This is a genomic window from Bacteroides sp. GD17 (genome assembly GCF_038448625.1).
Classification (GTDB): domain Bacteria; phylum Bacteroidota; class Bacteroidia; order Bacteroidales; family Bacteroidaceae; genus Bacteroides.
The window spans coordinates 1-1,454 of the sequence record NZ_JBCEZS010000053.1 but is presented as its reverse complement, the minus strand read 5'-3'; the positions used below and the strand labels follow the sequence as shown (position 1 = coordinate 1,454).

Sequence of the window (1,454 nt, the reverse complement as noted above, 5' to 3'; positions counted from 1 at the left end):
TTTGTTTGTTTACTGATTGTCTATTGATTGAGAATCCCTAAACACCAATGATGAGATTTCCTTCCACATCTTCTTGATTTCCCTTTCTGTGGCATATTCATAGAAAGCCGTCATAATGCGGATATAAAAGCTCAATTTTAAATCTTTACCATCCCGAACTCTCGTAATACGTGCGGCGGCTGATATGGCAGTCACTGCAAAGCTGTTTAACGCTGATTCCCAAGTTGAGACGGAAATCATCAATATATTCGCCTAAACTCTCATGATTACATGATTCTTCTGTTGCTTCAAGCATGATTTTATAAATTATAATTAATGTCTACTGCTAATTCGGAATATTTTACACCTGTTTCTGTTGGAAGAAGCCCAAAATCTGGCATTTTACCGGGCATTTTACCGGGCATTTGCCAGGTTGATAATAATATATATTATATATACTAAAGGGGGATTCTTCTAACGAAGAACTTTCGCCTACCGGCGATGAGTATTCAATGCTTTAAACTTCAAGAAAAATATTATAACATCTGCTCTTTTGCTTGCTTATACGATGAAGCTCGAAGATTAGTAATCATGCCGTGCAAAGATTAGTAATCATGACAGGCGAAGATTAGTAATAGCATTCCCAGCAGATTATTATCTCTCTATGATTTCTATGAATTCGGGTTCTATGTAGGCGGTTGCGACGGCTACGATGCCCGGTATCTTGATAACGATCCGTTTACTTCGTTTGCCCTTTACTTTCAGGAGTACCCCTTCCACGCCATCGAATGCTCCTCCGTGTACACGTACTTTTCTGCCTTTTTCCAGGCAGACTTCTTCCGGTTTATAGTATGTGAGGTCTTCTTCGTATTTCTGTGCCACTTTGATGAAATCCTGCATCTGACTACCGGGTACGATAATGATTTTTCGTCCCGCGTCCGCTCTTTGCGTGATATATTGAAGATAAGGATTTCTTGTTTTGAATTCAGTCAAGGTCGATTTGGTGGTACGTACAAAGACCAGGTTGGAAATGGCGGGGACAAGTACCCGCTCTTTTCTTCCGTGATGTTCTTTGATGGTATAGCACATGGGAATGAAGCTTTCAATATTTTCTTTCTTCAACTCTTTCTGTGCATGTAGTTCCTTTTTGTAAGCATACATGGCATACCAAACGGTAGTTTCTTCATCTTCTTTTTCCGTCGTGTTATACATTCTTTTATTCTGAATTTTATTGTGTTATGCTTGCGTCAGGGCATACCTTTGGAACCTTGAAGTCACTGTAATACAGTGTATTTCAATTAGTTAATCGTTCGTTTGCTTTAATATCCCCTTTTTTATTTTGTACTGTCTCTATATAAGAGACAGTACAACGTGTATAACCGCCAATAAATCAGTTTATTACAGATGATTATTTTTTGCTTAATGAGACGACTTTAATATTTTTTCATCGCCTATTAAAGTTAGTTTATAAAAAA

Annotated in this window: 2 protein-coding genes; both read right to left on the bottom strand. The window is 37.8% G+C overall.

What is annotated here, in order from left to right; translation table 11 throughout:
* Positions 1-145 precede the first annotated feature (145 nt).
* The gene (locus AAE250_RS23520) at positions 146-295 is read right to left on the bottom strand and encodes a transcriptional regulator (RefSeq protein WP_294599683.1); all 150 of its coding nucleotides are present in this window, start codon (positions 293-295) and stop codon (positions 146-148) included.
* Positions 296-633: 338 nt separating this feature from the next.
* Positions 634-1,191, bottom strand: a complete 558-nt coding sequence (locus tag AAE250_RS23515; RefSeq protein ID WP_342289506.1) for a UpxY family transcription antiterminator — start codon at positions 1,189-1,191, stop codon at positions 634-636.
* Positions 1,192-1,454 lie beyond the last annotated feature (263 nt).